The organism is Arthrobacter sp. 10N44_2 (genome assembly GCF_056394385.1).
In genome coordinates, this window is sequence record NZ_JBFTHT010000008.1 from 1 (window position 1) to 22,760 (window position 22,760).

Genomic DNA, 22,760 nt, shown 5'->3' on the forward strand with positions numbered 1-22,760 from the left:
CGGACCGGGAACGGCACCGTCACGGCCGGGAACGCGTCCCCGCTCTCCGACGGCGCGTCCGCGGCGTGGCTGGGCAGTGAAAAGGCCGCCGGGATCCTGGGCCTGGAGCCTTTGGCCCGGATCGCCGGGCGCGGCGCGCACGCCAACGACCCGCAGTACTTCGGCTACGCCCCGGTCGAGGCCGCGAACAAGGCCCTCGCCAAGGCCGGGATCGGCTGGGACCAGGTCGGCGCCGTCGAACTGAACGAGGCGTTCGCCGCGCAGTCCCTGGCCTGCATCAACGCCTGGGACATCGACGCGGGAATCGTGAACCGGCACGGCGGCGCGATCGCCATGGGCCACCCGCTTGGCGCCTCCGGTGGGCGGATCCTGGGCACCCTGGCCCGTTCCCTGCAGGCCTCCGGGCAGCGCTGGGGCGTCGCCGCGATCTGCATCGGCGTCGGCCAGGGCCTCGCCGTCGTGCTCGAAAACGTCACCACCGGGCAGGCATAACCCGCAGGCTTAACCCGCAGGCATAACCTGTCGGCACAACCAGCGACGGACTGAGGGAATGCAGCACTGGCGGTCGGACACCGGGACGTCCAAGCTTTAACCATTCGACGCGGGCCAAGTGTGGGCATCCCGGCCTCCCTGGACTGCGCGGCGAGTGTGACGGCACGGCGGGTGCGAGGAGAGCGACGATGGTTGACACGGCAGCGCAGACTCTTCGGGCCGGGGCGCGCAACGACCTTGTGACGCAACTGCTGGGCATCTGGCTCCTCCTGGCTGTGTTCCTGGACGGCTGGGCCCACCTGCACGTTCCCGGGTTGGAAACCTTCTTCACCCCCTGGCACGCGGCACTCTATTCGGGCCTCGTGGCCACCGCCGCGTGGACGGCAAGCGTGATCTGGAGGAACCGCCAGCCCGGGCGGCCCTTGACCCGGTCGGTGCCGGCCGGCTACCGGGGCACTGTCATCGGACTGGTCCTGTTCGCCGTCGCGGGCGTCCTGGATCTGGCCTGGCACGAGATCCTGGGCATCGAAGTCTCCCTCGATGCGCTGGTGAGCCCCACCCACTTGCTGCTGGGGTTCAGCCTCTTCCTCATCCTCGGCACCGGTATCCGCAGTGCACGGGCCGCCGGCGGCGCAGAAGCCTTCTCATGGACGCCGGCTGCATTGTTGTCTCTCGCCCTGATGACGGGCTTGGGAGCCTTCTTCCTCATCTACTGCTCGGCGTTCGTCCGGACCCCGCCGGCCGTCCCCTATCTGCAGACGCCGATCGGGAGCCCCGGGCACACCCAGGCGGAGCTGCCTCCGGCCCTCGGACTGGCCAGCTATTTGGTGACCACAGCGCTGATTATCGCCCCCTTCCTCTACACCTTCTCCGGAGCCCGAAGGCCGCCTTTCGGTATTGCCACCATCCTGGTCGCCGTGGTGGCGTGGCTGCCGCTGGCCATGTCGGGGCTGCGCCCGGCCGCGGTCGCCGGTGCTGCCGGAGCCACGATCATCGCGGTAGCGGCGGATCTGCTGCTTGCCCGACGGCCGGGCCCGTGGCTGAGGCGCACGTTGCCGGCGGTCACCGCCGTGCTGGCGGCACTCATCTGGACCGGCCAACTGGCTGGGATCGCCCTGGCGGCATCGATTCAATGGCCAGTGTCGATGTGGCTGGGAGCCGTTGTGCTGAGTGCGGGATTGGCCGCGGCACTGGCCTTCCTCAGCTCGTTGAACACCAGGAGCGCACCGTTTCCGGCAGGGCCACGATGAGCGTCAAATCCCCACTGTTCCCGGCGCCCGGAGTGGGCTAATTTGGGGATAAAGGGGAGTGCCCGGTGCCCGGTTCGTTGACGGCGGAGGCATCCGGCCTCGCCATCGAGTAAGGAACACACCGTGGCCTACAACGTGGCCCAAAAGCTCATCGCATCCCATCTGGTGGCCGGGGAGATGATTCCCGGCCGTGAGATTGGCCTGCGTATCGATCAGACCCTCACCCAGGACGCGACCGGGACGCTGGTCATGCTCGAGCTGGAGGCCATCGGGCTGGACCGGGCACAAACTGAAGTAGCCGTGCAGTACGTGGACCACAACTTGTTGCAGGCCGACAGCAGGAACGCTGAGGACCATGATTTTCTCCGCTCGGCCTGCCGCCGGTTTGGTCTGTGGTTCTCGAAGGCCGGAAACGGGGTGTCCCATCCGACCCATATGCAGCGGTTTGGCCGTCCGGGCACGACCATGGTCGGTTCCGACAGTCACACCCCGGCCGCTGGGTCGCTGGGGATGCTGGCAATCGGGGTCGGCGGCACCGAGGTGGCCCTGGCCATCGCGGGCGAGCCGCTCTACCTGAAGATGCCGGAGATCTGGGGCGTGCGGCTTACCGGCAAGCTGCCACCGTGGACCAGTGCCAAGGACGTCATCCTCGAAATGCTTCGCCGGCACGGCGTGAAGGGCGGCAAGGACCGGATCATCGAGTACTACGGTCCCGGCCTCGCCACACTGAGCGCGATGGACCGGCACGTGATTGCCAATATGGGCGCCGAACTCGGTGCGACGAGCACGGTCTTCCCGGCCGACGACCAGGTGCGGGCCTTCCTGCGCTCCGAACAGCGCGAGGACGATTTCACCGAACTCCTCGCCGATTCCGGTGCCACCTACGACGTGACCGACGAGATCGACCTGGCCTCGATCGAGCCGCTCATCGCCCTGCCCAGCTCGCCCGGGAACGTCGTTCCGGTGCGGGAGGTCACTGGGAGGCCGGTGGCGCAGGTCGTGATTGGGTCCTCAGCGAACCCGGGCCTGCGCGACTTCGCAATTGTCGCCGCCATCACGAAGGGACGGCAGTGCCACCCTGGACTGTCTTTCGACGTCAACCCGAGTTCCCGGCAGATCCTGCAGGACCTCACCAGGATGGGGGCCACGTTTGATCTGATCAGCGCCGGAGCCCGACTGCATCAGACCGGATGCATGGGCTGTATCGGGATGGGACAGGCCCCCGCGAACGGAAGCAACAGCCTGCGCACGATGCCCCGCAACTTTCCCGGCCGTTCGGGCACGAAGGAGGACTCGGTCTACCTGTGCTCGCCGGAGACGGCTGCGGCTGCTGCGCTCACCGGAATTATCACCGACCCGCGGGACCTGACGGAGCTTTTCGACCTTGAGTATCCCGAGATCGAACTTCCCGCGGTGTCGAGCGTGAACGTGGCAATGCTGGAGGAGCCGTTGGCGCCGGAGGAAGCCGGCAAAGTAGCGCTGGTCAAGGGCGAAAACATCTCCTCGCTTCCGGTCTTCGGCCCACTCGCCGACCGCATCGAGGCACCAGTGGCCTTGGTGGTGGGCAACGATGTCTCGACGGACGAGATTCTGCCAGCCGGTGCGCGCGTTCTGCCCTACCGCAGCAACATCCCCAAACTCGCCGAATTCACCTTCGACCAGCTCGACCCCACCTACGCCGCCCGCGCCGCCCAAACCCGCGACTCCACCGGGCACATCCTGGTCGGGGGCACGAACTACGGCCAGGGATCCTCACGGGAACACGCAGCTATCACCCCGCGCTTCCTCGGGCTGCGCGCAGTGGTGGCCGTCTCGTTCGCGCGGATCCACTGGCAGAACCTGGCCAATTTCGGCGTCCTCGCAGTCGAGTTCACAAATGCGGCCGATCATGACCGCATCGAACAGGACGATGTGCTCGCGCTGACAGGGATACACGACGCCCTGCTCACAGGCAAGGAGATCCTCGTGGAGAACCGGACCCGAGACGAGGTCTACCCTGTGCGGCACAGTCTCTCCAGCCGTCAGGTGGACATGCTCCTGGCAGGTGGCCTCATCCCTTGGCTGCGCGAACGGAGAGCGCGGGAATGAGCTGCCGATCACCGCTGACGAGGATGGGTGTGCCGCGGTGAGCGGATGGCCGCGGCCGGACGAGCCCTCCGGCGAAATCAGCCTCGTACTCGACCAGCGCAGCACCCTGGATCCGAAGGCTGACCTGCGCGACGGGTTGTCCGCGGCCGCCCGGCAGGGTTCCCACCTTTGGGTCGCCAATGACGAGACGACCAGCCTCGAACGGCTCACCCTGGAGGCCGGCGGCCAGGCCCGCACCCACCGCAGCTTCGACCTCACCCACCTCCTTGAGCTGCCCGGGGACAGGGGTGAGATGGACATCGAGGGCCTCGATGTCGAGGATGACACGCTGTGGCTGCTTGGATCGCACAGCTCGGCCCGCAAACAGGTCAAGAACAACGCCACACCCGCAGAAGCGCAGGATTCCCTGGCGACAGTGGAGGTCAGCCAGCGCCGTCGGGTGTTGGCCCGGCTTTCGACTAAGGTCCTCCTCGATCCGGACGGCGGCCGGACGGGGCAGCAGCAGCGCCCCGCCGTGCTGGGCCTCGGCCGGGGCACGGACCTGGTGGATCTGCTGGCTGATGACCCACATCTTGGAAGCTTCATCCAGTCCTCGACGACCGGTCGCCCGATCCCGGGCAAGGACAACGGCATTGACTGCGAGGGCCTCGCCGTAGCGGGCGACCGGGTGTTCATCGGTCTGCGCGGGCCGGTGCTGCGTGGGTGGGCGATGATCATAGAGCTCCAGGTTGGTGGCGGGCCCGGCTTGGAGCCGCAGCCGATCGGTCCCGGGAATCGTCGCTACCGCAAGCACTTCCTTCGCCTGCATGGTTTGGGCGTGCGGGATCTGTGCCGTCACGGACGGGACCTGCTCGTCCTGGCAGGACCCACCATGGAACTCGACGGGCGCGCGGCCGTGTTTCGCTGGCGGGGCGCGCTGACGTCGCAGGCCGAGGCCGTCCTGCCGAAAGACGACTTGCATTGCGAATTTGACGCGCCGTTCGGTGAGGACGAGGACCATGCCGAGGGGATCACCGTTCTCGACGATGACCGGTCGGCCTTGGTGTTGTATGGGACGCCGTCGGGGAAGCGCAAGACCGGACGCCACGCGATCAAAGCCGACGTTTTCCGCCTCAGCACATAGGAACCGGCGCCGCGACAGTCCCGGGGAGATGTTCCTATTGCTGCCGGCCCACTTTTCCCAGCCAGGCCTGCAGGAGATGAACGACGACGTCGCTGTGCATCGCGCCCAGGTGATCGAGTGCGGGGAGTACTTGGGAATAGCCGTAGTTCACTTCGGAACGCCCTGGCGCCATGGCGGCCCGATGTCCCTGCTCTGGCGCACACCGGCGCAGGGGGCGAGAATGGGGTCGTGCTCACCCTGATCGAACCCCACGGGAAGGACTTTCATGACGCTGTATCAGCCTGAACCGGTCGAAATCTCAACGAGGATGCGGCCGGGGGAGTGGACCGAGGAAAGCCTGGAGATGCTCGTCGCGTCATATCGCGAGCAGCTGTCGCGCATGGGGGCGGCCGCCTCCGAGATCGACGTCGTGATCGACCGCGACGACGGAGGCGGAGTCAGCGTGGTGGCGTCCTGGCTCAAGCCTGACGTGGCGCAGGAACTGACAGAGGTGAAGGACGACGCCGGGCTCGTGGCGATGGATCCCGACGCCGGGTCAGTGCGGCCGGCGCACGACGATTCCGCGCCCCGATAGAACTTCTGGGCCCGCCATGCCCTCCGGTAGGGTGATGTTTCCCGAAGCAACCCTTCGATCAGAGTGGAGCATTCATGGCACCGCAGATTTCCGGAAAAATCGATAAGAAATTGTTCGGGCTCTACCTCTCGGACCACCTCGCGGGAGCCACAGCGGGGCAGGGCCGCATAGAGCGCATGGCGCGCGACTTCACGGACACCCCCTTCCACGCCGAACTTGCGGCACTTGCCACCCAAATCAGGCAGGAGCGGGAGTACCTGCGCGGACTAGTGGGGGATTTTGGCCTGCCACGGCGAACTCCGCGGCGGGTGGCGGCGTGGGTTGCGGAGCGTGCCGGCCGACTCAAGCTCAACGGGCGGGTGGTGAGCCGCTCGCCGATGACGCTGGTGCTGGAGTCCGAGGTCATGCGGTCGGCGGTGATGGGAAAACTAGGGCTGTGGCAGACGCTGCAGGATCTCTCCGGCGATCTGGGACTGGACGGTTCCAGGTTCGACGGACTGGCCACCAAGGCACGCGACCAGATCGCCACCCTGGACCGGGTCCATGAGTACGCCCGCCGGCGGTCGTTCTACACGAACCAGGGCAGCTGAGCAGACCGGGCATCGTCGGCTCGACCGTTCGCGTCCTGCCCTGCGCCTGGTGTGCACTGGCGCGTGCCGGCAGCGGAGACGAGAATGGGCTCGTGCTCCCTCCTCGCCCTGGCGGGGACGGCGACGCGATGAACGCCGCCGCCCGAAAGATTCAGCGCATCTATTTGACGTTGACGCTGGGCAATACCCTTGCGGCCTCGTTCATCTGGGGGATCAACACCCTTTTCCTGCTCGACGCCGGTCTCAGCAACTTCGAGGCGTTTGCCGCGAATGCCTTCTTCACGGCCGGCATGGTGCTGTTCGAGGTGCCCACCGGGGTGGTTGCCGACGGTTGGGGCCGGCGCGTCTCGTTCCTGCTCGGAACCGTGACCCTTGCCGTCTCGACCTACTTCTACTACCTGCTCTGGCAGTTCTCCGCCCCGTTCTGGTGGTGGGCGGTGGTGTCGGTCCTGCTCGGCCTGGGCTTCACCTTCTTCTCCGGAGCGGTGGAGGCCTGGCTCGTCGATGCACTGCGCTTCTCTGGGTTCGAGGGCGGGATGGAAGCGGTGCTCGGTCGAGGCCAGATGGTCGCCGGAGTCGCGATGCTCGCCGGCTCTGTTGCCGGCGGCGTGATCGCGCAGGCCACCAATCTGGGCGTGCCGTTCCTGATGCGCGTGGGCGTGTTGCTGGCCATGTTCGCGGTGGCGTTTGGGCTCATGCGCGACGTCGGGTTCACCCCCGAACGCTCGACCCATCCCCTCCAGGCGACCCGTGCTGTACTCGCCGCCTCGATCGAGAACGGCTTGAAGAATCCGCCCGTACGTTACGTGATGCTGGCCGCGCCGTTCACTTTCGGCGTCGGGATCTATGTGTTTTACGCCCTGCAGCCGTACCTGCTCGAGCTCTATGGGGACCCCCACGCGTATTCTGTCGCGGGCCTGGCGGCGGCCATCGTGGCCGCGGCGCAGGTGCTCGGCGGCTGGATGGCTCCGCGCATCCGGCGCCTTGTCCGCCGGCGCACCACCGTGTTGATCCTGAGCAGCGTCGTGGACACGGTGATCTTGGTGGTGCTCGGGTTCACCCACGTATTCTGGTTGGCCCTGGTGCTGTTGGCGCTCTGGGCAGTGGTGTCCTCGGCGGGCATACCGGTGCGGCAGGCGTACCTGAACGACATGATCGCCTCGAAGCAGCGCGCCACAGTGCTCAGCTTCGATTCACTCATGGGCTCAAGCGGTGGCGTCGTGGTCCAGCCGCTGCTCGGACGGGCGGCAGATGTGTACGGCTATGCCGCGTCGCTGGCCATCGGCGGCGTGATCGAGTTGATCGCGGTGCCGTTCCTGCTGGCGAGCCGCCGGCAACGCCACCAGGCCGATCAGTCCAACGCCCCGACCAGCACCAACACCGGATCCCAGCCGGCGTAAGACGCCAGCCGGAATAACACTTCGGCCATGCTCCTTACTTGGCGGGGCCTTCGGGGCCTACAGTGGGCGTGTAGAACCGTCGACAGGAGCGCCCCAGTGATTACCCTGCAGATCGAACACCAGGTCCGGGATTTTGACATGTGGCGGAGGGCTTTCGACAGCGATCCGCTGGACCGCGCTGCGTCGGGCGTGCGGTCATTCCGGATCTCGCGCCCGCTTGACCAGCAGGATTACGTAATGCTGGAGATGGACTTCGATACGCAGGCGGCGGCGGTGGACTTCCTGGGCCGGCTGCAGAACGATACGTGGAAAACGGGTGTGACGGCGCCGGCGCTGGTTGGTGAGCCATCGACCAGAATCATCGAAACGGTCGCCGTCGAGAACGTGGCAGCCGCTGACCGCGACCTTCGGTAGAACGTCTGCGCCGACGCGGGGATCACAAGAAACTCGCGTCATGCGTTTCGCTGTTGCCCCTGCTGTCCCTGGACGGGGTCCTGCGCGCTCCGCGGAGACACCGTGAGGGTGGCGACGCGTTCCAGCCTCGGATGCAGGTGGTCGCCGTCGTCCACCACCCCGGTCTGCCACCACAATTTCAGCCCTTCCGGTACCACCTCCAGATAGGCCACGTTGTTTTGGAACCAGGGCCCCCGGATGCCGGACCAGTGGAACGGCGGGTCCGGCACCTTGGCGGAGCGCGCGACCAAGGCGCCCACCGGGGTGGCCAAGCCGTAGGACATGATGGCCGCGAAGGACCTCATCAGGCGGGGCAACGGGTTGCGGATGGGGGAGCAGACGGCCTGCAGGATCCGGCTGCCAGAGGCACGCTCCACCTCCGCAACGTAGGAGTAGTGGACGTCCCCGGAGAGGAAGGTGATTGTTTCCGGTGCCGGGCCGCGCTTGCCGTCGGCGACTTCGCTGGCCATGTTCGCCAGTTCCCTGAAGCTGTTTTGGAATGCGCCCCAGTGTTCCAGGTCCAGCGCCTGGCGCAGCTTCTCGCCGGCCCAGGCGGCACGGTTGCCCCACGCACCTTCAGAGACGGCCTCATTCCACGACTCGACGTAGTGCAGGCCCATCGGCAACAGGAAAGGCAGGGACGTCGCCACGAGCAGGTGGCGGAAGCCGCCTTGCATCCGGTCGTCCAGCCAGGCCATTTCCACCGCATCGACCAGTGCCCGATCGTCCGGCGTCAGGTCCCGGGCTGCGCGGGAGTCAACCACGATGAGCCGGGTGTCGCCGAAGTCGCGGCAGTAGCTCCACCGATAGGATTTCGGGTCACGATCAGCCCGCTCCGCGAAGCTGTCCAGCTCGGCGCCCACATCGAGCTCATCCCCGCCTGTGTGCCCGATGATCCGCTGCCACACGGCATCCTCAGCCCGTTCCTGCGGTGACAGGTTCCCCAGATGCTGGTAGACCCAGTACGAGGCCAGTCCCGCGACGATCCGCCCACGCCACCACGAGGTGGCCTCCATCTTCTTCTTCCAGCTCAGCGACGTATTCCAGTCGTCGCGGATGTCGTGGTCATCGAAGATCATGGCGCTGGGCAGGGTCGACAGCAGCCATCGGTTCGCCGGGTCTGACCAGGCCAGAAAGTACAGGTGGGCGTATTCCTCGTAGTCCTTGAGCTCTTCGCCGGGGGGTGCCTTGATGTCTCGCCGGCCGCGGATGAACTCCTGCATTTGTTCACTGGTCAGGTCCGCGTACACCTGATCTCCGAGGAAGGCCAGAAGATCCGGCCACGGCAAGTCTCCGCCGGAGGCCATCTTCAGCGCATAGGCGCGCAGAGAGTCGACGCCATGGGTCCGGTTGCCGGATGCATCGTGCGGGACACTGGTCCTGCAGGAGCCGTATGCCATCCGCAGCGGCTTACCGGTGGCCAGTGTGGCGATCATGGACGGCGGAAACCCGGATGAGGGGTCGGGCCAGGCCTGCGTTCCGTTGATATCGAGGGCGTACGGCGTCACCGTGCCGGACTCCAGCCCGTCCAATTCCACCAGCGCGTAGTGGTGGCCGTGAACTGCGAATGTGCGGGCCTCCCAGCCCCGGCCGCCGGCACGGATGGAAACCCGGGCAGCGGTTTGGGTCTCCACCCAGACACTCGCCGACGTCTCATCCACGTACCGCACCATAGGGCCGAGCACCAGGGAAGGGGTGGTCATGAATCAGTTGTACCTGCTCCGGCCGGCTGCGGCCATGGCGTCAGGAAAGTCCAAGCGTACGCAGGCAGCGTCAATGCCCCTGAGGCGGTTCCTTGGGTGTCCCTCCGAGGGCCGGGGTACTGCCGGAATCGCCCGGTCCCTGGGCCAGCTGGTCATGGAGCCTGCTGATCTGGGCCACGAGGCGGGCACGTTCTTCGCTGCCGATGCCTTCGTCCGACCGCCTCCGCAGATTGGTTGCTGCCGTCACACTTTCAACTAGCCAGGAGGACACCACCGCCGTGACCATGCTCAGGACTGCAAACCCGCCGACCATCAGCGTGGCCGCAGCCCACCGGCCCGGAACGGTTACGGGGTAGTAGTCGCCATAGCCGATCGTTGTGATGGTGACAATTGCCCACCACAACGAGTCGCCCATCGAGGTGATATTCGCGTTCGGTGCGCCCTTTTCGAAATTGAAGACGCTCAAGGCGACCGTGTAGAGCAGGAGGACCGCGGAGACAATGACGTAGGCCAGGACGCGGGTCCTGATGGCGGTGCCCGGGGCCCGTTCCATGACCCGGCGCAAGGTGAACGGACGCAGGAGCCGCAACGGCCGCGCAACGGGGAGCACCACCATGAGCAGGTCCAAGGGGTGGCGGACGAACCACCGGCCCCGTTGGGGCGCCAGGAGCAACTTCACAATGTAGTCGGCGCCGAAGGCGACCCACGTTGACCCCACGACGATTCCGAGAAGGTCGGCGTAGGGCTGCGGCGGTTCTGCAATGACGAGGATGGAGTAGGCCGCCAGAAAAACAAAAGCCGCACCGACGAGGGGCCACTCGGAATACTTTTGCCAGGTTTCTTGCCTCATGGCTGAATGCTAGGACTTTGTCCCTCGGATGTCCTTACGAAATTGCCACACTGACCCTAAGCGAGCCACCCGCTGGCAGCGAGCCACCCGCGGAGCGCTGACAACTGTCGCCGTCAGCGGTACATTGGCCTTCTGAGGTGGCAGACCGAGGCTGGGCACGGCAGACCACATGGCCAGAACCTGCGGAGGCGGACAGCCATGGCGGCAAATCAGGACAAAGACGGCGCTCGCCGGGACCACGCGCATCACGACGTCATACCCAACATACTTGAAATAGTGGAGCAAAGCGTCCTGCAGCGTATTGAGGACTTTAATGATCCGCGCCAGGAATGGCGGCGCCTGTTCTCGGAGTTATACGGCACGTTCCTGCTCGTGGTCGTCGCGGCCGGCGGCGGCATGATGGGCCAGGCGTTCCCCGGCGTCATCAGCCGCACGGCGGCAGTGGTGGCTCCGGGCCTGATGGTGATGGGCATCATCTTGTTCATGGGCAAGATCTCGGGCGCGCATCTGAACCCTGCGGTCAGCATTGCGTTCGCGCTCCGCGGTGACTTCCCGTGGCGCCGGGTGCCGGCCTACATCGTCGTTCAGCTCATTGGCGCGACGCTCGCCTGCCTGCTGCTGCAGGGCGTGATCGGGGTCTCCGCCACCTACGGTTCAAACTATCCGGCGGCTGGTTATTCGGCCGGCGCCGCGTTCCTGATGGAGGCACTGCTGACGATGGTGTTGGTCAGCGTCATCCTGGGAACCGCCTCCGGGGCCCAGAACGTCGGGCTGTTTGGGGCGTTCGGTGTCGGCGCATACATTGCCTTGGCAGGCCTGTGGGGCAGCCCCATCTCCGGCACGTCGATGAATCCGGCACGAACGTTCGGGCCGGATCTCGCCAGCGGAAATTTCAGCGATTACTGGGTGTATGTCGCCGGGCCGCTGGTCGGCGCGGCGGCCGCCGTCGGTATCGCATTCATCCTGCGCGGAGCGGGCGGCGGGAGGTCGGGCTCGGGAGCCGCGCAGGGTGCCCTCTTCACCGAGGCCGCCGAGGAAGATAAGCCGTAGCGGGCCGTGAACGTGACCCGCAGAAGGAGAGCGCCGTGAGAAGGGCCGCACCGTCTCATCCGCTGGATCCGCTGAGCGCGGACGAGTTCCGTGCCGCGGCGGAGCTGCTCGCCAGCGCACAAGGCGTCACGTTTCCGGCGTGGCGGCTTGCCGCAATCGAGCTGATCGAACCGGAAAAGGCTGCCGTCGCCGCCTTCGAAGCCGCTGCCGACGCGCCGGCTCCGGAACGGATCGTCGGCGTGAACTGCTTCGAACGGTCCTCCAACAAGACCTACCGGGCGCGGTTATCGCTGACCCACGGGGTTGTCCTCTCCTTCACCCATATCCCTGGCGTTCAGGCGAACATGACCGTCGACGAGTGGGAAGAAGCTGACGCAGCGCTGCGCAGCCACCCGCAGGTGATCGCTGCGCTTGCCAAGCGCGGCATCACTGATCTGTCCCTGGTCTTCATGGACGTGTGGACCTATGGCCTGTCAATGATCCCGGAGAAGCACCAGGGGCGCCGGATCGGCTGGTCCGACACGTGGGTCCGTGCCCGTGCGGGCGCCAACCCGTATGCGGGGCCGGTCAACGGGTTCCACTGCGTCATTGACCTGGCGTCCATGGAGCTGCTGGACATCGAGGACACTTTTGCGGTGGACCGTCCCGAGATCATGGGCGAATATATCCCGGCGCTGATCCCGGACCGGCTCCGCGACGCAAGCACCCGCGAACCGCTCAAGCCGCTGGACATTGTCCAGCCCGAAGGCGTTTCCTTTCAGATGGACGGCAACAGGATCAGCTGGCAGAACTGGTCCCTGCGCGTCGGGTTCAACTACCGCGAAGGGCTGACGCTGCACCGGGTCAGCTATCGCGACGGCGGCCGCGAACGGCCGATCGCGAACCGCCTGTCCTTCGCCGAAATGGCCGTTCCCTACCGGGATCCCAGCGATGACCACTACCGGCGCACCGCGTTCGACGTCGGCGAATGGGGTCTGGGATTCATGACGACGTCGCTGGAACTGGGCTGCGACTGCCTCGGGGAAATCCGGTATTTGGATGCGGTCATGCACAATTCTGCGGGGGAGCCCTACACCATCAGGAACGCCATCTGCATCCACGAAGAGGATGGGGCGGTGTTATGGAAGCACATCGACCACGACGGCGGCATGGAAGTGCGCCGGATACGTCGACTGGTGATTTCTTTCCATGTCACCGTGGCCAACTATGAATACCTGGTGTACTGGCGCTTCTACCAGGACGGGAACATTGAGTGCGAGGTGAGGGCCACCGGCATCATGGTGGTCAGCCATTTCGGCGAGGGCCAGCAGCATCCGAGCGGAACGCTGGTGGACAACCGGACCTATGCACCCTTCCACCAGCACTTCCTCGTGGCCCGGCTCGACCTGGACATCGACGGCACCGCAAATACCGTTTACCGTTCGGAAACCGCGATGGTCCCGATGGGTCCGGACAATCCGTACGGGCTCGCCCTGCATCAGAACAAGACCCCCATCACGACCGAGGGGCACGACGACTACTCCTGGGAGACCCAGCGGGCCTGGACGGTGACGAACGACAACTCGGTCAACGGGCTCGGGACCCCGGTGTCGTACAAGCTGGTGCCCGGCGCAGCTTTCCCGTCGTTCTTTGACCCGGCATCTCCGGTTTTCCAGCGTGCGGAGGTCATCGGGCACACGGTATGGGTGACGCCCAACGATGCCGCGGAACGCTGGCCCGCCGGCGAATTCGTGAACCAGGGCACAGGCGGGCTGGGAATGCCCGAATGGGTGCGGCAGGGGCGGTCCGTTGAAAACACCGACGTCGTCCTTTGGTACGTTTTCGGCATTCACCACATCCCACGGCCGGAGGAGTGGCCGGTCATGCCGGTGGACACAGTCGCGTTCTGGCTTAAGCCGGCCGGCTTCTTCGACCGGAACCCGGCGCTGGACGTCTAGGCGGCCCGGGCCAGGGCGTGCCGCCAGAGGCACGTCACTCCAGTAGACACGTCAGTCCAGTAGATTTGTCGGAGTCGAGGCAGAATTTTGGGATCGAAGAACAGGGGATACGTGTGAGCAGGCTGAGCGGAAGATCGGACGGAACCGATGCGGACTTCGCGGCAACGCCCCTCACGGCGCCGGCGTATCCGCAACTGCGGCTCAACAGCGCTGCCCTCGAGAACAACATCCGGGTCATGGCGGCGTGGTGCCGGGAGCGGGGCGTGGATCTCGCGCCGCACGTCAAGACAACGATGTCGGCACCAATCATCGAGCGGCAGTTGGCGGCCGGCGCCGTCGGTGTCACCGTCGCCACCGTGGATCAAGTCGCCTCGGCACTGCGCTGGGGTCATCAGCGCGTCCTCGTCGCCAACGAGATCGTCGACAGGTCCGGGCTAACGCGTGTCCGTGCGTGGCTGGAGGAAGATCCCGCCCGGGAAATCCGCTGCTTCGTCGATTCGGCAGCAGGCGTGAAGGTGGCTGCCGAGATCTTCGACGGCGCGGCGGCCGACCTGGAGGTGCTGATCGACGTCGGAACTCCCGGCGGGCGCACCGGCATCCGCAGCCTGTCCGAGGGTCTGCGGCTGGCCGGGCTGGTCCGTGCCACGCCGGGACTGAGGCTGGTGGGTGTTGCCGGGTATGAAGGCGTCGTGCCCAACAGCAGGGCCGAGGATAACGTCACAGCGGTTGACCGGCACTGCCGGCTGGTGCGGGACATCTATCTGGAAGCGGCGGAGTTCTTTGAGACAGCCACTCCCATCTACTCCATGGGTGGTTCCGCGTTCCCGGACCGCGTGGTTGAGTTCCTTCCCGATCGCGGCCAGGTGCCCGGAACGCGAATTCTTCTCCGATCGGGCTGCTACGTCACCCACGACCACGGCACCTATGCCGCCGTCAGCCCCGTTCCGGGACTGATTCCGGCGCTGTCCGTTCGCGCGATGGTCCTGTCCACCCCCGAAGACGGGATGGCCGTCGTCGGAGCCGGCAAAAGGGACCTTCCCTACGACGCCGGACTGCCCAGCGTTCTCTCGGTCCGGACCGCGGAGGGAGCCCTTAAGCCCGGCGCAACCGCAGTGGTGCGCAATCTCTTCGACCATCACGCGGTGCTCACCGGGGTGTCCGGAGTGGATGTCACCGATACCGTGGATTTCGGGATATCCCATCCTTGTTCCGCGTTTGACCGCTGGCCCGACTACGTCCTCACCGACGCCGACGGGCAGGACACGGACGTGTGGCAGACCGACTTCCGCCGGTCGTCCCTGGCCCTTGGCTACGCCCCGTCCTGACGCTCAATCCTTGAGCTGCCGGGTCAGCACTTGGAATTCCTCCACGCCCAGGATCTCCATGTGCTGCTCCGCACTGGTCTCGGCGCGGATCTTGGCGGCGGCCTGTTCGCTGCCGGCGAGAGCCGCCTCGTCCTCCCACAGCGTGATTGACAGTGACTTGCTGTCCTTCCCCAGCAGGTAATAGATGCCCAGGCATCCCGGCAGCTGGAGCACCCGGTTGACGGTGTCGTCTGTGGGTGCCCCGGAGCTGTCCGGGCCGGGCTGATACGTGCTGACGCGAGCGAACATGTCCATCCTCCTAGATCCAGGTTCGACGGTTGGAGCGCCTGCCGCCCCAACCGTTGAACCGGGAGCTGGATCCTTGCGATGTCGCGCCCTGGTGGCGGGCGGCCTGGTCTCCTCCCACCAGTAAGGACCCGCGGGCACAGAAGCACAAGGTTCGTGTGCCGGTCCGTTCGCCCTAGTCCGCCGGTCCGCTACTCAGCCGCCGGCCGCTACTCAGCCGCCGGCCGCTACTCAGCCGCCGGCCGCTACTCAGCCGCCGGCGCCGATGGCCGCACGGGCGTTCCTCTTGAGCTCGGCGAGTTCCTTGCGCGCCACAAGGGCCTCGTCCAGGCTGATTGCCACGAACCTGGTGGATGTGCCGGGGGCGGCCCGGGCCACCAGATCCATGTCGGCGCTGATGACCGTGCCCACCATGGCGTAACCGCCGCCGGAGACGGCATCGCGGTGCAGGATGATCGGTTGGGTGCCGCCGGGAATCTGGATGGAGCCGACAGCGTATCCGGCATCAACAATGTTGGACGGGTCGGAACCGGCGCCGAATGGCTGCTCCCGCTCCTTCCACTGCACCCCGGGACCTGAGTACCTCAGCCCCATCCGGTCAGCCACCGGGGTCACCTTCCACTCGCTGTGGAGGAGATTGTCCAGTCCTTCGTCGGTGAGCCGGTGGTCGTAAAGGCCCAGGACGATCCGGACGGCCTGTTCCTTGGCGAATAGGGGACGGAATTCCTCCGGAACTGTATCGGCGTCGGGCAGGGCTCCGGCGTTGAGCGGGGCGCCCACCGGAATCTGGTCACCGGCCTCCAGCTTGCGGCCCTGGAACCCGCCGATCGCGCCCAGGCTGTAGGTGGACCGGCTGCCGAGCACCTCAGGAACATCGATGCCGCCCTGAACGGCGATGTAGTAGCGCGTGCCTCCCCGGATGACCCCGAAGCTGAGTTCGTCGCCGGCTTTCAGCTGGAGCCGGGTCCACTGGGGCCGGGCGTCGCCGTTGACCTTGACCTCAACCGGTGCCCCGGTAACGGCGACGACGGCATCCTGGTCGGTGGTCAGTACCGGGCCCAGGTACGTGCATTCGAGGACGGCTTCCTTGGCGGTGTTGCCCACCAGGGCATTGCCGAGTTCGGCCGAGTATTGGTCCAGGGAACCGCTCTGCGGGATGCCCACGTTGTAGTGGCCGGTGCGTCCCTGGTCCTGGACTGTGGTGGCCAGGCCGGGGTTCTTGATGTCAAACGCCATTGAGGGCCTCCATGAGCTCCTGGTTGTAGCCTGCGGGATCCGCCAGCGCCTTGGGCAGATCAAATGTCACGGGCACCTGCCGGTAGCGGAACGTCCCGGCGGAGATCTCAGCCTGGATGGTGTTGTATTCGGCCTCGGTGACGGGCTTGAACTTCACGATGTCGCCCGGCTTGAAGAACACCATGAAGTCCTTGAAATCGGCCAGGGACTGGGCAGGATCGAAGATGGGCGCGGCAGCGACCCCGAACATCTGGTAGCCGCCGGCACCGCGCACGGAGTAAATGCAGCCGAAGCAGCCGCCGTGGCCCACGGTCAGTTTGGGGGTGTCGGTGCGCGGACTCAGATACTTGGGTACTTCGAGTTGCTTTTCCTGCTCCACCAGCTGGAAGAGGAACGGGAGGCCTGCGACGAAGCCAACCATGGAGACAAGCCATGGTTGCTCATGGTGGCGCTGGATGAATTCGGCGGCGTCCTTGAGGTTGTTGACCTTGGCTGCGTAGTCAATGTCGGTGCCGCCGGGCTCCTGATGGAATCCTTCGCGGAATCGCTCGGCCACTTCCGCCGTGAACGGGTCTTCGTACCAGACCGGGACCTCGACGATCCGGGTTTCCAGCGAATGGTCGTGATGGTGCGCCAGATCCCCTTCAATGGTCCGGACGGTCTCTTCAAGGGTCGACGGCGGCAGGACATCGGGATCGAACCGCACCAGCAGCGAGGCGTTGGCGGGACAGATGTCCACGATGCCGGGCAGCTGCATGGCCGAAAGCTTCGCTGCTATGGACATCACCCGGAAGTTGGCGGCCAGGCTCATGGACTCTGCGACCTCAACGAACAGGAATTCGTCTCCGCCCCAGGTGTAACGGGCCTCCAACACGGCGGGTTCCGGGCTGCTCATTGTGCCTCCATCAGATCGGGGACGGTTTCAAGGAATTTCGAGTGGTGCGTGACGGCCGCAAATTCGGGCCGGCTCAGCAGCTTCTTGTGCACCGGGATGGTGGTTTTGACGCCTTCGATGCGGGTCTCATCCAGGGCCGTCAGCATCGCCTCAATGGCCGCTTCGCGGGTGTCCGCATGCACAATCAGCTTGGCCATCAGGGAGTCGTAGTACGGAGTGACCGTGGAACCGGTCTCCACCCCGGTGTCCACCCTGACGCCTGCGCCGGCGGGCCAGTCCATTGCCGTGATGAGGCCCGGGCTGGGGAAGAAGTGGTGGTCGGGGTCCTCGGCATTTATACGGCATTCGATGGAGTGGCCATTGAATGCGATGTCGTCCTGGCGGAGGGACATCGCCCCGGTGAACGCGATCTGCAGCTGTTCGCGGATCAGATCGACGCCCGTGATTTGCTCGGTGATCGGGTGCTCAACCTGGATACGGGTGTTCATTTCGATGAACGCCGCTTCATGGTTGACCGGGTCATAGAGGAATTCGACCGTTCCGGCGCCGCTGTAGCCGCACTCGCGGGCGAGTTCCACGGAGGAATCCCGGATCCTCTGGCGGACGTGGTCCGGGAGGTCCGGCGCCGGTGCTTCTTCAATGACCTTCTGGGAGCGCCGTTGCATGGAGCAGTCGCGGTCGCCGAGATGGATGAAGTTTGTTCCATCGCCGAGGACCTGTACCTCCACGTGACGGGCATGCTGGACAAAGCGTTCCAGGTAAACGGTGGGATCGCCGAAGACAGCAGCCGCTTCGCCGCGTGTCTGCTCAATGGATTCCAAAAGCTTGCCTTCGCTGTGCACAAAGCGGATGCCCCGGCCGCCGCCGCCGGCGGAGGCCTTGATCACGAGCGGGTAGCCGATGCCGCGGGCGATTTCTACGGCGTCGGCCGCCGGATCGAGGGGGCCGTCCGAGCCACGGAGCACGGGGACGCCAGCCTTCCGGGCCGATTCCCTCGCCAAGGACTTATTGCCCATCATGGCGATGGCGTCCGCACGCGGCCCCACCCAGATCAGGCCCGCATCAGCGACCTTCCGGGCGAAGTCCGCATTCTCGGAGAGGAACCCGTAGCCCGGGTGGACGGCATCGCAGCCGTTGTCCACGGCCGCGGCGACGATGGCGTCCTGGTTCAGGTAGCTGGCGGTGGCAGGCGCCGGACCCACCACGACGACGTGGTCAGCGGACCGGGCAGCCAAGGATTCGACGTCGGCTTCGCTGGCCACCACGAATGTTTCGATGCCCATTTCACGGGCGGTCCGGGCGATGCGAACGGCAATCTCGCCGCGGTTGGCGATGAGCAGTTTCTTCATGGCTATCCTTCCCGGACGACGACGATTGCGTCGCCTGGGTTGACCATGTCGCCCTCGTTGACCTCAAACGACTCCAGGGTGCCGGCCACATCGGACTGGATTTCGGTGAACTGCTTCATGATTTCGATAATGCCGAGGGTCTGTCCGACCTCGATGGCGTCGCCTTCATTGGCGAAAGGCGGCTTGCCGGGGCCGGGCTTGCGATAAAAGACGCCGGGGAGCGGGGAAACGATGGTTGCCACGGGATGCTCTCTTTCAGATGGTTTGGATAGATCGGTTCAGCCCAGGACCGCACGCACTGCGGTGGCCACTGCGACAGAATTGGGTGCGTCGGAGTGGACGCAGATGCTTTGGAACCGGATGTCCAGCTCGGTGCCGTCAACGGCGAGGACGGGCTTGCCGGCCAGCGCCCTGCTGACACGCTCGGCGGCGGCGTCGGGATCGGTGGGCGCCGGGCGGCGCTGGATCAGCAGCTCACCGGCCGGGCCGTAGTTGAGGTCAACATAGAGTTCGGGCACGAAATCCACCCCCATGGACCGGCACACGCTTTCGTGGGCGGTCCCCGCGAGCCCGAAAAACGGAACGCCGAACTGCAAGGCTGTGCCGGCGGCAGCCTGCATCAGTTCCTCGTCGCCGGCCAGCATGCCGTAGAGGGAACCGTGGGGTTTGATGTGGTTCAGTTCCAGCCCGTACTTTGCGAGGAACGCCGTCAGGGCTCCGGTTTGATACAAGATGATCGATTCGACCTCGGCCGGGGTGAGAACCATTCGGCGGCGTCCGAACCCCACAATGTCCGGCAGGCCGGGGTGCGCTCCGACCGCCACGCCGTGCTCAGCAGCCAACGCCACGGTCCGTTCCATGACGTCGGGATCGCCGGCGTGATACCCACAGGCCACGTTGGCGACGTCGATGATGCGCATGAGTTCTTCGTCGTTGCCGAACTCGTGGAGGCCAAGGCCTTCGCCCATATCGGAGTTCAAGAGCACCCTCCGTTGTGCGGGGGGAGCGCTGAAAGGAGAGGCGGGGGGAGCGCTGAAGGGAGAGGCGTGGGCTGAGGTGCCTGAAGAAGTGTCGGGAGTCACATTGGGTCGCATGGGTGCAACGCTACTCAGCAATTCACGTGCCCGATATTGTGCAGGTCGCTGAATCTGCGGGCATCAATTATGGTTATTGCACTGTCCGGTGGGGGACGCCCGCCGTAGTGGGAGGGCCCCGTGCGAATTTCTGATTTAGCAGACAACGCCGATCTCAACATCCGGCTTCGGGTTGCGGGCGGCGAGGGCCGACTGGCCCGGCCCATCACCTGGTGCGCTCCCACCGAACACATGGACCCCACGCCCTTCCTCAGCGTGAACGCCCTGGTGCTGACCAACGGCATGGGCTTGAACGTCAAGGACTTCAGGACCTGGGACGCCTACGTGGAACGGCTGGTTTCCGTCCCCGTCTCAGGGCTGGCGTTCGGCTTGGGCGCGGCGCACAGCGAGCTGCCGGCCGGCCTGCTCCGTGCCTGCGAGGTGCACGGCCTGCCGCTGCTGGAGCTCGCGCCGCAGGTGCCCTTTGTGTTGGTCATGCGGCACGTGGAGCGGGTCATCGCTGCCGAGCGCTATGAGGAGTTGCGGAAGGGCTGGGAACTGGCGGACCAATGCACCCGGTTGGCGGCCGACGGGCATTCCCTGGCGGAGGTCCTGGAGAGGGTGGCGGATGCCATCGATGCGAGGGTGGCCGTGATCGACCAGAACGCCTTCGAGCTTGTTTCCGCGGGAGCGGCTCACGGCGGGACCGCGCGGACCGCGTTGCGCCTTCCCAGCGGCGAGTCCGAGCAGTTCAGGCTTGCCATTGAGGGGATCGGGAGCAACATTGTGCTGCAGCCCATTCTGGGCCCCGTGGCCGCCGTCATCGCTATGCAGCTTAGCTATACCCTCGGGTCCCATTCGCCCTTGCATTCCCGGGAAGCCGCACGCTTCATGGAGGCCCTTTATGAGGACCGCGGCGAGCCGTCCACGCCGCTGCGCCGCTACGCCCTCGAGTCCGGCTTCGATCCTGACAGCGACTGGGGTGCGGTGCTGATCGGCAGCTCAGAAGAGGTGGCCCCCGCAAAGCTGCGCGCCATCGCATGGCGCGCCCGGGTGGGTCTACAGGCCGGGTTCGGCACTGTGCGGTTCATGGAAGAGGCCGGACTCACGACTCTCTTGTTGCAGCACCGGCACTCGGCGGCCGACTTACTGGATGCTGCGCGCGGATTCTTTACGGACGCCCCGGAACTGTCCGTCATCGTCTCGGAATCCGCGGGCCTCAGCGAACTGCCGCTGGCGCTTCAGCTTGCCCGCCGTCATGTGGGACGGCCCGGGGTGCACCAGGCGCCGCTGGCAGATCTCGCCGGCATTGTGCAGGGACTGCCCAGTCCGGGTCTGGTTGCGATGTGCCAACGACTGCTGGCGCCCCTGGCCTCCGACGGCGGCAGCTCGCTGCGGGAGACCTTCGGCGCGTACCTGCGCCACAGCGGGAACTCCGCGAAGATCTGCGATGAACTCTTCATCCACCGGAATACGCTCAGCTACCGGCTGCGGAAAATCGAGGAGCTGCTGAAACTGGACCTGTCCGATGGCGAAGTCCGCGCCACGTGCATGCTCGCCCTCGGCATCGTTGCGGCCGCCCGCTAAAGGGACTGGGCAGTTTGCACTAAAAGTCGCCCCAATCTTGGGCGAACCTCCGATAGGACGCTGTGACCCGGGTCACTACTCTCAAGTCATGGGCTCCTCAACTCATGGGCGTGGAGCCTGCACGGTTGGGCTACGGATTGACGGACGGCGCGTGCCCGCATGGCCTCCCGATTCCACTCACTGATTCGACTGACTGGAGGATTCTCTTGCAGTGTCACACCGCGATGCCGAAGCCGCTGCTTTCCCGCACGCACAGGACCGGCTCCAGCCTGACCGATTCGACCTCCCGGCCGTCCAGGACGCCCTTGAGGAGCTGCACCGCCGTCCGCCCGATATCAAGCATGGGCGAGCGGACCGAAGAGAGTGGGATGGGCAGTTCCGCGGCCAGCGAGGTGTCATTGAAGCCAACCACCGCCACGTCGCGGCCGACGCCGAGGCCATGGGACCGCAGGGCTCCCATGGCGCCGATGGCCGCGAAGTCGTTGACGGCGAACAGTGCAGTCGGGTGGGAGTTGCCGTGAGCAAGGATGGTCTCGGCCGCTTCCCGTCCTCCGCCGGTATCGAATCGGGACCACACAACGGCGTCAGGGGGAATCTTCCCGCCCAGCGCGCGCCAGCGGTCCACGAAACCGGCCGTCCGGTCGACGGCCGTGCTGGCATAGGGCTCGCCGGCGATCACGGCGACGTCCCGGTGCCCCATGCCCCACAGGTGGTCGGCCACAAGCTCGCCGCCAAGGACGTCGTCGCAGGTGGCCGACGGGAAGCCCGGGACGCGCCGGTTCATGAGCACGAACGGCACCTTCCGGGAGGCAAGCTCCCGCAACAGGCCGCTGTCCAGGTGTGCGTCGCCGATGATCAGCCCGTCCACGCGCCGGGCCAGCATGGAGTCCGTCTTGCGGCGCTGTTCCTCGGGCTCATCGCGCGAGTTCATAACAAACGTGGAATAGCCGAGCTCCGCCGCGGCTTCGTCGATGCCCTCGTACATAATCGCCAGAACGAGGTCCGAAAGCCGGGGAACTATCACGCCCATGAGATGCGTGCGCCGCGTCCGCAGGCCGGCGGCCTGCGGGTCGGGGGAGTAGCCGCGCTTCCGCGCGAGCTCGCGCACGCGTTCGGCGGTAGCTACAGAGGCTGCCCCGCGCGCCACTTCGGAGCCCGAGTGCAGGATCCTGGATACGGTCGAGGGGTGGATTCCGAGCTCGCTCGCGAGATCCTTCAGCGTGATGGTGCGGCCATCGGCCGTGCTCTCTTCCATTCAGTCCCCTGCCTCAGCTCAAAAGGTCGTCATCACCAAGAGTGCCTGATAATGCCCGGATCTCTGGTCCAGGCACGCTTGACGTGTCCCACCTCACATTCTATAGTCAATCAAACGGCGTACCCAATCGATTGGGTAGACGGAATCCCGGGAGCCGGCGGCGAAGTATTTACCCCCCTGAAACTTCCGGGAGCATCTGCAGGAAACATGGCAGGAATAACTTTTAACCACCAACCCAATCGATT

21 protein-coding genes and 1 pseudogene are annotated in these 22,760 nt (G+C 65.7%); 12 read left to right on the top strand and 10 right to left on the bottom strand.

Annotation, left to right across the window (positions count from 1 at the left end; genetic code table 11):
• The 4 genes and pseudogenes from AC1DBX_RS10420 to AC1DBX_RS10435 form a co-directional block, all read left to right on the top strand.
• Nucleotides 1-492 (top strand): annotated as a pseudogene (locus AC1DBX_RS10420) (3-oxoadipyl-CoA thiolase); the annotation flags it as partial.
• Nucleotides 493-680: 188 nt separating this feature from the next.
• Nucleotides 681-1,742: a hypothetical protein gene (locus tag AC1DBX_RS10425; protein ID WP_476856036.1), complete on the top strand. Its 1,062-nt coding sequence runs from the start codon at nt 681-683 to the stop codon at nt 1,740-1,742.
• Between the two features lie 123 nt (nt 1,743-1,865).
• Complete coding sequence (locus AC1DBX_RS10430) at nt 1,866-3,830, top strand: aconitate hydratase (protein WP_476872647.1); 1,965 nt, start codon at nt 1,866-1,868, stop codon at nt 3,828-3,830.
• A 37-nt stretch (nt 3,831-3,867) separates the two neighbouring features.
• Complete coding sequence (locus AC1DBX_RS10435; protein WP_476931697.1) at nt 3,868-4,953, top strand: DUF3616 domain-containing protein; 1,086 nt, start codon at nt 3,868-3,870, stop codon at nt 4,951-4,953.
• 34 nt (nt 4,954-4,987) lie between these two features.
• Here AC1DBX_RS10435 and AC1DBX_RS10440 read toward each other — a convergent pair whose 3' ends face one another.
• Nucleotides 4,988-5,125: a hypothetical protein gene (locus AC1DBX_RS10440; RefSeq protein ID WP_476931698.1), complete on the bottom strand. Its 138-nt coding sequence runs from the start codon at nt 5,123-5,125 to the stop codon at nt 4,988-4,990.
• Nucleotides 5,126-5,218: 93 nt separating this feature from the next.
• Between AC1DBX_RS10440 and AC1DBX_RS10445 the strand changes: the two genes are divergently transcribed.
• The 4 genes from AC1DBX_RS10445 (at nt 5,219) to AC1DBX_RS10460 (ending at nt 7,931) form a co-directional block, all read left to right on the top strand.
• Nucleotides 5,219-5,527, top strand: coding sequence for a hypothetical protein (locus AC1DBX_RS10445; protein ID WP_230008448.1), 309 nt, complete (start codon nt 5,219-5,221; stop codon nt 5,525-5,527).
• A gap of 74 nt (nt 5,528-5,601) precedes the next feature.
• Entirely contained in the window at nt 5,602-6,117 is a 516-nt protein-coding gene (locus AC1DBX_RS10450; protein WP_476849503.1) for a hypothetical protein, read from the top strand.
• 128 nt (nt 6,118-6,245) lie between these two features.
• The gene (locus tag AC1DBX_RS10455; RefSeq protein ID WP_230008446.1) at nt 6,246-7,517 is read left to right on the top strand and encodes an MFS transporter; all 1,272 of its coding nucleotides are present in this window, start codon (nt 6,246-6,248) and stop codon (nt 7,515-7,517) included.
• A gap of 96 nt (nt 7,518-7,613) precedes the next feature.
• Entirely contained in the window at nt 7,614-7,931 is a 318-nt protein-coding gene (locus AC1DBX_RS10460; protein WP_476856032.1) for a hypothetical protein, read from the top strand.
• Between the two features lie 38 nt (nt 7,932-7,969).
• Here the strand turns inward: AC1DBX_RS10460 and AC1DBX_RS10465 are convergent, their stop codons facing one another.
• Together AC1DBX_RS10465 and AC1DBX_RS10470 are read right to left on the bottom strand one after the other, a co-directional pair.
• Nucleotides 7,970-9,673 (bottom strand): alkaline phosphatase D family protein, encoded by a 1,704-nt coding sequence (locus AC1DBX_RS10465; RefSeq protein ID WP_476931699.1) that lies wholly within the window; start codon nt 9,671-9,673, stop codon nt 7,970-7,972.
• Nucleotides 9,674-9,743: 70 nt separating this feature from the next.
• Nucleotides 9,744-10,523 (bottom strand): potassium channel family protein, encoded by a 780-nt coding sequence (locus tag AC1DBX_RS10470; RefSeq protein ID WP_476871461.1) that lies wholly within the window; start codon nt 10,521-10,523, stop codon nt 9,744-9,746.
• A 198-nt stretch (nt 10,524-10,721) separates the two neighbouring features.
• On the opposite strand from AC1DBX_RS10470, the gene AC1DBX_RS10475 reads away from it, so the two are divergent.
• The 3 genes from AC1DBX_RS10475 (at nt 10,722) to AC1DBX_RS10485 (ending at nt 14,835) form a co-directional block, all read left to right on the top strand.
• Nucleotides 10,722-11,573, top strand: coding sequence for an MIP/aquaporin family protein (locus AC1DBX_RS10475; protein WP_476856029.1), 852 nt, complete (start codon nt 10,722-10,724; stop codon nt 11,571-11,573).
• A gap of 35 nt (nt 11,574-11,608) precedes the next feature.
• A complete protein-coding gene (locus tag AC1DBX_RS10480) occupies nt 11,609-13,510 on the top strand; it encodes a primary-amine oxidase (protein WP_476931700.1) in 1,902 nt (633 codons plus the stop codon).
• Nucleotides 13,511-13,623: 113 nt separating this feature from the next.
• Complete coding sequence (locus AC1DBX_RS10485) at nt 13,624-14,835, top strand: alanine racemase (RefSeq protein ID WP_476931701.1); 1,212 nt, start codon at nt 13,624-13,626, stop codon at nt 14,833-14,835.
• Between the two features lie 3 nt (nt 14,836-14,838).
• Here AC1DBX_RS10485 and AC1DBX_RS10490 read toward each other — a convergent pair whose 3' ends face one another.
• The 6 genes from AC1DBX_RS10490 to pxpA form a co-directional block, all read right to left on the bottom strand.
• The gene (locus AC1DBX_RS10490) at nt 14,839-15,123 is read right to left on the bottom strand and encodes a hypothetical protein (protein WP_476858689.1); all 285 of its coding nucleotides are present in this window, start codon (nt 15,121-15,123) and stop codon (nt 14,839-14,841) included.
• A gap of 246 nt (nt 15,124-15,369) precedes the next feature.
• Nucleotides 15,370-16,356, bottom strand: coding sequence for a 5-oxoprolinase subunit C family protein (locus AC1DBX_RS10495; protein ID WP_476858688.1), 987 nt, complete (start codon nt 16,354-16,356; stop codon nt 15,370-15,372).
• Nucleotides 16,346-17,251, bottom strand: coding sequence for a 5-oxoprolinase subunit B family protein (locus AC1DBX_RS10500; RefSeq protein ID WP_476931702.1), 906 nt, complete (start codon nt 17,249-17,251; stop codon nt 16,346-16,348). The genes AC1DBX_RS10495 and AC1DBX_RS10500 overlap by 11 nt, the downstream gene beginning before the upstream one ends.
• On the bottom strand, nt 17,248-18,600 hold the full coding sequence (locus AC1DBX_RS10505) for an acetyl-CoA carboxylase biotin carboxylase subunit (RefSeq protein ID WP_476871467.1): 1,353 nt from the start codon (nt 18,598-18,600) through the stop codon (nt 17,248-17,250). The genes AC1DBX_RS10500 and AC1DBX_RS10505 overlap by 4 nt, the downstream gene beginning before the upstream one ends.
• Nucleotides 18,601-18,602: 2 nt before the next feature.
• Nucleotides 18,603-18,842 carry an acetyl-CoA carboxylase gene (locus tag AC1DBX_RS10510; RefSeq protein WP_028276237.1) on the bottom strand — a complete coding sequence of 80 codons (240 nt, stop codon included), beginning with the start codon at nt 18,840-18,842 and terminating at the stop codon, nt 18,603-18,605.
• A gap of 36 nt (nt 18,843-18,878) precedes the next feature.
• Nucleotides 18,879-19,586 (bottom strand): 5-oxoprolinase subunit PxpA, encoded by a 708-nt coding sequence (gene pxpA, locus AC1DBX_RS10515; RefSeq protein WP_308288969.1) that lies wholly within the window; start codon nt 19,584-19,586, stop codon nt 18,879-18,881.
• A gap of 228 nt (nt 19,587-19,814) precedes the next feature.
• Between pxpA and AC1DBX_RS10520 the strand changes: the two genes are divergently transcribed.
• Nucleotides 19,815-21,260, top strand: a complete 1,446-nt coding sequence (locus AC1DBX_RS10520) for a PucR family transcriptional regulator (RefSeq protein WP_476849515.1) — start codon at nt 19,815-19,817, stop codon at nt 21,258-21,260.
• 214 nt (nt 21,261-21,474) lie between these two features.
• Here the strand turns inward: AC1DBX_RS10520 and AC1DBX_RS10525 are convergent, their stop codons facing one another.
• On the bottom strand, nt 21,475-22,515 hold the full coding sequence (locus AC1DBX_RS10525; protein WP_476849516.1) for a LacI family DNA-binding transcriptional regulator: 1,041 nt from the start codon (nt 22,513-22,515) through the stop codon (nt 21,475-21,477).
• Between the last annotated feature and the right edge of the window lie 245 nt (nt 22,516-22,760).

Bases quoted from the DNA above. Each gene is read 5' to 3' on its own strand.
- AC1DBX_RS10455 (WP_230008446.1), top strand. From the start codon at position 6,246: ATGAACGCCGCCGCCCGAAAGATTCAGCGCATCTATTTGACGTTGACG.
- AC1DBX_RS10505 (WP_476871467.1), bottom strand. From the start codon at position 18,600: ATGAAGAAACTGCTCATCGCCAACCGCGGCGAGATTGCCGTTCGCATC.
- AC1DBX_RS10445 (WP_230008448.1), top strand. From the start codon at position 5,219: ATGACGCTGTATCAGCCTGAACCGGTCGAAATCTCAACGAGGATGCGG.
- AC1DBX_RS10500 (WP_476931702.1), bottom strand. From the start codon at position 17,251: ATGAGCAGCCCGGAACCCGCCGTGTTGGAGGCCCGTTACACCTGGGGC.
- AC1DBX_RS10525 (WP_476849516.1), bottom strand. From the start codon at position 22,515: ATGGAAGAGAGCACGGCCGATGGCCGCACCATCACGCTGAAGGATCTC.
- AC1DBX_RS10490 (WP_476858689.1), bottom strand. From the start codon at position 15,123: ATGTTCGCTCGCGTCAGCACGTATCAGCCCGGCCCGGACAGCTCCGGG.
- AC1DBX_RS10470 (WP_476871461.1), bottom strand. From the start codon at position 10,523: ATGAGGCAAGAAACCTGGCAAAAGTATTCCGAGTGGCCCCTCGTCGGT.
- AC1DBX_RS10425 (WP_476856036.1), top strand. From the start codon at position 681: ATGGTTGACACGGCAGCGCAGACTCTTCGGGCCGGGGCGCGCAACGAC.
- AC1DBX_RS10440 (WP_476931698.1), bottom strand. From the start codon at position 5,125: ATGGCGCCAGGGCGTTCCGAAGTGAACTACGGCTATTCCCAAGTACTC.
- AC1DBX_RS10465 (WP_476931699.1), bottom strand. From the start codon at position 9,673: ATGACCACCCCTTCCCTGGTGCTCGGCCCTATGGTGCGGTACGTGGAT.
- AC1DBX_RS10495 (WP_476858688.1), bottom strand. From the start codon at position 16,356: ATGGCGTTTGACATCAAGAACCCCGGCCTGGCCACCACAGTCCAGGAC.
- AC1DBX_RS10475 (WP_476856029.1), top strand. From the start codon at position 10,722: ATGGCGGCAAATCAGGACAAAGACGGCGCTCGCCGGGACCACGCGCAT.
- AC1DBX_RS10450 (WP_476849503.1), top strand. From the start codon at position 5,602: ATGGCACCGCAGATTTCCGGAAAAATCGATAAGAAATTGTTCGGGCTC.